Here is a 5,304-nt window from a genome sequence, read left to right as displayed (position 1 = left end):
AGGCCGACAAAGCTTCCGACTTTGCCGACCTCTTTAATCGTAGCTACTAAGCACTAACAAAACCACTTCTAGTGGTTCAAGCGCAGCGTTTCAAACCTCCACCTTTGGTGGAGGTCATGACTTTTTGGAGAGAAATGATGTCGAAGACAAACGCAGAGAAGATCCTTCGGCGGGCGCTACGCCAAGTGAAGAACACGAGTGGCGGCGGGCATCTGGGCGGCACGAATTTCGGGCAGGCCTTTGATGCGAAGACGTCGTCGACGAAGAGTGGAAACAATAAAGCGCGCAAGCCGGAGCGCATGAAATAGCCTTAAATGAAGCGCGATAATGCCCGATCGGCATCGCCTCGTCTTTGCTTTTGCTGGACGCGTGGTCGAAGCGTCGGCGGCAAGCCCCTTTGCAAAGGGCGGATGTTTCCGACAGCCGCGCCAATCGGCTTGAAACATCCCCTGCACGCCGCCTTACGCGACAAGGAGGAAACAGCTATGCACATCCAAAATCCCGTCGTCTCGTCCGGATTGGGCTTGGCGTTGGAACTGCCTGATCCGATAAAGGCAGGAATGATCGGACCTCCGGATTTGGAGGCCTCCGATGGCGCAGCCAGAGAAGCCTACGAGCGCGGAGGCGACGCCGGCACGCGCGAGATGGCAGACGAGGAAAATCCCTATCCGGAAGGAAGCGCGCTCGCGAAAACCTATGAACACGGTTATCTCGACGGACAAAAGGCGCGGCGATAGAAAAATAGTCTATCTGCGCGATGGACTCAAATTACTGGCTCTTCCGAGCGTATTTCCGCTATGCTTGGAAGAGTTATACTTAAAAGCTCCGGAAAATCCTTGGGATTCCTATCCTGACTTATGGTATTGACAGCGACCGCAGAGGTTTTCCTCCGCGATGCCGAGGAGGAAGGCGATGGGATCTGTTATAAACGTGGGATTCTCTCTTATGTGGGAGACGCCGGTTCTCATTCACAAGGGCGGTTTCTGTGTCAAAGCCATAGATGGTCCCAGGGAGGCGCTTCGGTATCTGCAGCAGGACTTTGGTCAACACTCGGGCCAGCTCTACTGGAATGCAGTTTATTCCTGCAAGACGGCCCTTCGATATCGATCCGCCCCCGAAACTGCCCGCAGATATTTTATCATAGCTTGCGGCAACGCCACCGATATCGCCGTGCCCTGAAAGGGCAGGTGAGGGCCAATGAAGTCGATGATATCGTTAAATTGAATGTACGGCGCGCCTTCGAGGCCCTATCAAGGGCTGCCCGAGGTCGACTGCCCATTCCATGACCGCCCTGCCATCGTCAAACACTACGGTCGCCTCGGTATCCACCGCAAGAAGATCGATATCCCAACTGTGCTGGCCGGTCAGAAGCTCGGCCTGAAGGAAATCGACGACACCATTTGGCTCGTCAGCTTCATGAGTTATGATTTAGGATACACCGATTTGGAGCAGAGAACGTTACAAGCCATCGACTTATGTCTTAGGGACAATCTGTCACCTATGTCTCCAGGTCGGACATGAGAGGCTCTGCGTCATCACGGAGCGCGGATTCTGGAAAAGGGCCGATTCCACCCCCCACCAGCTACGATAAGGTTCTGGAAGCGATGGTCGCACAAGAGCGGACGTGAACGTGAAAAACGGGCGCGAGCTAGCCAAGGCCCATGCGCGTTTGTGGGAACAGCGATCCAACGTCCATGCTGGCGGCATCTTGTAACAGAGGAATGCTGCAATCATGCCCAGCTGTTTGGTGATGTGGTCGATTGCCGACGCCGAGCGCGCGATGGCTGCCGCCGAAACCCATCTGTCACTTGCGGTGATTTCGAAGGAGGCGAGGTCGCTTCGATGATCTTCTGGCCCATCTCCGCCGCCCTCATGGGATACCTGGCATTGCGGGAAATCTATCTCGCCTTCGCTGCCCTCAACCTGTTCGTCTGCACGCGGCAGCATTTGTGGATGGCGAGAAAGGGCCGGCGGCCGTCAGATGGATTTCAACTGCACCCGCTGCTCAAGCTTCTCGGCGTCCTCCTTCCGCTCGCTGTAGCGGTCGGTCAGGTAGGACGAGGCGTCGCGGGTCAGCAGCGTGAACTTCACCAGCTCCTCGCAGACGTCGACCACCCGGTCGTAGTAGGACGACGGCTTCATCCGCCCGTCGTCGTCGAATTCCTGAAAGGCCTTCGCGACACTGCTCTGGTTCGGGATGGTGAGCATCCGCATCCAGCGGCCGAGAATGCGGAGCTGGCCGATGGCGTTGAAGGATTGGCTGCCGCCGGACACCTGCATCACCGCGAGCGTCTTGCCCTGCGTCGGCCGGACGGAGCCGACGGCCAGAGGGATCCAGTCGATCTGGGACTTCATGACGCCGGTCATCGCGCCGTGACGCTCCGGGCTGATCCAGACCTGTCCCTCGGACCATTCGGAAAGCTCCCTGAGCTCCTGGACCTTCGGGTGGCTTGCGGGGGCATCGTCCGGCAGAGGTAGTCCCTTTGGGTCGAAGAGCCTGACTTCGCATCCGAGACGCTCGAGCAGGCGGCGGGATTCGTGAGCGAGCAGCCGGCTGTACGAGACCTCGCGGATCGAGCCGTAGAGGATCAGGATCCGAGGCTTTTGCGTGGAGAACGACGGACGAAGGGCGTCGAGGTCGGGCTGGCGGAGATGGCTTTCATCGAGGGCCGGGAATCCTTCAGACAATGCGTTTGCCCTCCACGTCGAGAACCCGTTCGCCGTCTTCCTTGGTGAAGGCGCCCTTGTGGGTGTCGGGCAGGATGTCGAGCACGACCTCTGAAGGCCGGCTCAGTCTGGTCCCAAGTGGCGTGACGACGAACGGCCGGTTGATCAGGATCGGATCCTTCAGCATGGCGTCGAGCAACTGGTCGTCGGTCAGAGCGGGGTTGTCGAGCCCGAGTTCCGCGTAGGGGGTTCCCTTCTCGCGGATGGCCTCGCGTACGGTCAGGCCGGCGTCCACGATCATCTTCGTCAGCTCGGCGCGGGATGGTGGCGTCTTGAGGTATTCGATCACGGTCGGCTCGATGCCGGCGTTGCGGATCATCTCCAGCGTGTTGCGCGAGGTCCCGCAGGCGGGATTGTGATAGATGGTGACGTCCATGGTCATGGCCTTTCGGTTGCGGTGTTCTTGGCGACGGCGGGTGCGGCCTCGTACCAGCCCTTGCTGCGGTTCACGATCCAGACGACCGACAGCATGACCGGAACCTCGATGAGGACGCCGACGACGGTTGCGAGTGCCGCTCCGGACTGGAAGCCGAACAGGCTGATGGCAGCGGCGACGGCGAGTTCGAAGAAGTTGCTGGCCCCGATCAGGGCCGATGGTCCGGCGACGCAATGCTGTTCGCCCGACATCCGGTTCAGCAGGTAGGCCAGCCCGGAGTTGAAGTAGACCTGGATCAGGATCGGAACCGCCAGCAGGCCGATGATCGTCGGCTGCGCGATGATCTGCTCTCCTTGAAACCCGAAGAGCAGGATCAGCGTCGCGAGCAGCGCGACGAGCGAAAGCGGCTGCAGTCTGGTCAGCAGAGCGTCGAGAGACCGCGTCGTGCCGTCGGCGGTGAGCAGCTTGCGGGCGGCCTGGGCGATGGCGACCGGAATGAGGATGTAGAGGACGACGGAGATCGTCAGCGTGTCCCATGGCACTGATATCGCCGAGAGGCCCAGCAGCAGGCCGACGATGGGCGCGAAGGCGACGATCATGATGGCGTCGTTGAGCGCCACCTGCGACAGGGTGAAGTGCGGCTCGCCCTTCGTGAGGTTCGACCAGACGAACACCATCGCCGTGCACGGAGCCGCCGCCAGAATGATAAGCCCCGCGATATAGGAGTCGATCTGGTCGGACGGGAGCAGGGGACGGAAGAGCCAGCCGACGAACAGCCAGCCGAGCAGCGCCATCGAGAAAGGCTTGACCGCCCAATTGACGAAGAGCGTCACGCCGATCCCGCGCCAGTAGCTGCCGACCTTGGTCAGCGACCCGAAGTCGATCTTGAGCAGCATCGGGATGACCATCAGCCATATGAGTACGGCGACAGGGATGTTCACCTTCGCCATCTCGGCTGCGCCGATGGCATGGAAGACGCCCGGCATCATATGGCCGAGCGCGATGCCGACGACGATGCAGAGGAAGACCCAGACGGTCAGATATCGTTCGAAGATGGACATCTCATTCCGCCTTTGCGGATTTCACGGATGCGCCTTCGAGCGTGCCGATCTGGCGCAAATGCTGCTCGAGAGCGAGCCTGTCGACGCTGGAATGCGGCAGGGCGAGAAACGCTGATATGCGGTTCTTCAGGAACCTTGCCGCCTGGACGAACGCCCTCTGTATCTCAATATCTGTTCCCTGGACGGCTGCCGGGTCTTCGATACCCCAGTGTGCGGTCATGGGATGACCGATCCAGACCGGGCAGGCTTCGCCTGCCGCGCTGTCGCAGACGGTGAAGATAAAATCCATCTGCGGTGCACCTGGTTCGGCGAAGACATCCCAGCTTTTCGAGGTAAACCCCGTGGACGGATATCCGAGCGCCGCGAGTTCCCTGATGGCGTGAGGGTTGACCTCGCCCTTGGGATGGCTGCCGGCGGAGAAGGCCCTGAAGCGTCCGCCGCCTTCCTTGTTCAGGATGGATTCGGCGAGGATGGAACGTGCGGAATTGCCCGTGCACAGGAAGAGCACGTTGTAGGTCTTGTCGGTCATTGGTTTGCGTCCGTGTTAGGTCGGTGGCCTGTTCAGTCTCATGCTCGGGAGGCCTCCGGTGGGCAGCAGGGTGCGAGATCGGCGATCAGAGGCGCACACAACTCCGCGTTCCCACCGCAGCAGTCCTTGAGGAGGAATAGGGTCAGTGCGCGGAACCCTTCGAGATCGGCGCGATAGATGATGGAGCGGCTCTGTCGCTCGCTCTTGACGATGCCCGCGCGCTGCAGCGTGGCGAGATGCGCGGACATGGTGTTCTGCGGGACGTCGAGCATTCGGGCCAGCTCTCCCGCCGGAACACCCTCCGGTTCCGCCTTCACGAGCAGACGAAAAGTTTCGAGCCGGGTGGTCTGTGCCAGTGCGGCCAGTGCCGCGATCGCGAGTTTTGATTCCATATATCCAGAATGATAGATATGTTGGGCGATGTCAACTGAAGGTTCTTTTCGATCAGTACATGGAAGCTGCTTTTAGTCGACAAAGGAGGGCCTGTTGGTTTCCGCGCAGAACTGAGCCGGTTTTTCCACCGAGAAGTGAGCCACCTCTGAGTATGGTTTTCTGATCAGGGTTTGGTCAAGGGATTGGCCTTTTCTCCTCTCTTCTGTGCCACTGCGGCC

Annotated in this window: 7 protein-coding genes and 1 pseudogene; 3 read left to right on the top strand and 5 right to left on the bottom strand. The window is 59.8% G+C overall.

Features of this window, described 5'->3' with window-relative positions; all coding sequences use genetic code 11:
- The first annotated feature begins 485 nt into the window (after nt 1–485).
- From GR212_RS36410 to GR212_RS36400, 3 genes and pseudogenes are all read left to right on the top strand, one after another.
- Nucleotides 486–737: a hypothetical protein gene (locus GR212_RS36410; RefSeq protein ID WP_163994958.1), complete on the top strand. Its 252-nt coding sequence runs from the start codon at nt 486–488 to the stop codon at nt 735–737.
- A 157-nt stretch (nt 738–894) separates the two neighbouring features.
- A complete protein-coding gene (locus GR212_RS37935) occupies nt 895–1,179 on the top strand; it encodes a DUF982 domain-containing protein (RefSeq protein ID WP_432444439.1) in 285 nt (94 codons plus the stop codon).
- A gap of 45 nt (nt 1,180–1,224) precedes the next feature.
- Nucleotides 1,225–1,521 (top strand): annotated as a pseudogene (locus tag GR212_RS36400) (hypothetical protein); the annotation flags it as partial.
- Nucleotides 1,522–1,977: 456 nt separating this feature from the next.
- Here the strand turns inward: GR212_RS36400 and arsH are convergent.
- Genes arsH through GR212_RS36375 form a run of 5 tightly spaced genes read right to left on the bottom strand, consistent with a single transcriptional unit; the run spans nt 1,978 to nt 5,085 of the window.
- Entirely contained in the window at nt 1,978–2,688 is a 711-nt protein-coding gene (gene arsH / locus GR212_RS36395) for an arsenical resistance protein ArsH (RefSeq protein WP_163994952.1), read from the bottom strand.
- A complete protein-coding gene (gene arsC / locus GR212_RS36390; protein ID WP_204326922.1) occupies nt 2,681–3,109 on the bottom strand; it encodes an arsenate reductase (glutaredoxin) in 429 nt (142 codons plus the stop codon). Before arsC ends, arsH begins: the two co-directional genes overlap by 8 nt.
- The gene (arsB, locus tag GR212_RS36385; protein WP_163994950.1) at nt 3,106–4,164 is read right to left on the bottom strand and encodes an ACR3 family arsenite efflux transporter; all 1,059 of its coding nucleotides are present in this window, start codon (nt 4,162–4,164) and stop codon (nt 3,106–3,108) included. Before arsB ends, arsC begins: the two co-directional genes overlap by 4 nt.
- Before the next feature lies 1 nt (nt 4,165).
- Nucleotides 4,166–4,693: an arsenate reductase ArsC gene (locus GR212_RS36380; RefSeq protein WP_163994948.1), complete on the bottom strand. Its 528-nt coding sequence runs from the start codon at nt 4,691–4,693 to the stop codon at nt 4,166–4,168.
- 38 nt (nt 4,694–4,731) lie between these two features.
- Complete coding sequence (locus tag GR212_RS36375) at nt 4,732–5,085, bottom strand: ArsR/SmtB family transcription factor (RefSeq protein WP_163994946.1); 354 nt, start codon at nt 5,083–5,085, stop codon at nt 4,732–4,734.
- Between the last annotated feature and the right edge of the window lie 219 nt (nt 5,086–5,304).

The organism is Martinezella lusitana, from assembly GCF_010668395.1.
In the GTDB taxonomy this organism is placed as follows: Bacteria; Pseudomonadota; Alphaproteobacteria; order Rhizobiales; family Rhizobiaceae; genus Rhizobium; species Rhizobium lusitanum_A.
Note: the sequence above shows the minus strand (reverse complement) of the source record. Positions and strands in the feature narration are given on the sequence as shown.

What these genes read in the sequence shown, in the direction of transcription:
- GR212_RS36410 (WP_163994958.1), top strand. Translation starts at nt 486, where the DNA reads ATGCACATCCAAAATCCCGTCGTCTCGTCCGGATTGGGCTTGGCGTTG.
- arsC (WP_204326922.1), bottom strand. Translation starts at nt 3,109, where the DNA reads ATGACCATGGACGTCACCATCTATCACAATCCCGCCTGCGGGACCTCG.
- GR212_RS37935 (WP_432444439.1), top strand. Translation starts at nt 895, where the DNA reads ATGCCGAGGAGGAAGGCGATGGGATCTGTTATAAACGTGGGATTCTCT.
- GR212_RS36380 (WP_163994948.1), bottom strand. Translation starts at nt 4,693, where the DNA reads ATGACCGACAAGACCTACAACGTGCTCTTCCTGTGCACGGGCAATTCC.
- arsB (WP_163994950.1), bottom strand. Translation starts at nt 4,164, where the DNA reads ATGTCCATCTTCGAACGATATCTGACCGTCTGGGTCTTCCTCTGCATC.
- GR212_RS36375 (WP_163994946.1), bottom strand. Translation starts at nt 5,085, where the DNA reads ATGGAATCAAAACTCGCGATCGCGGCACTGGCCGCACTGGCACAGACC.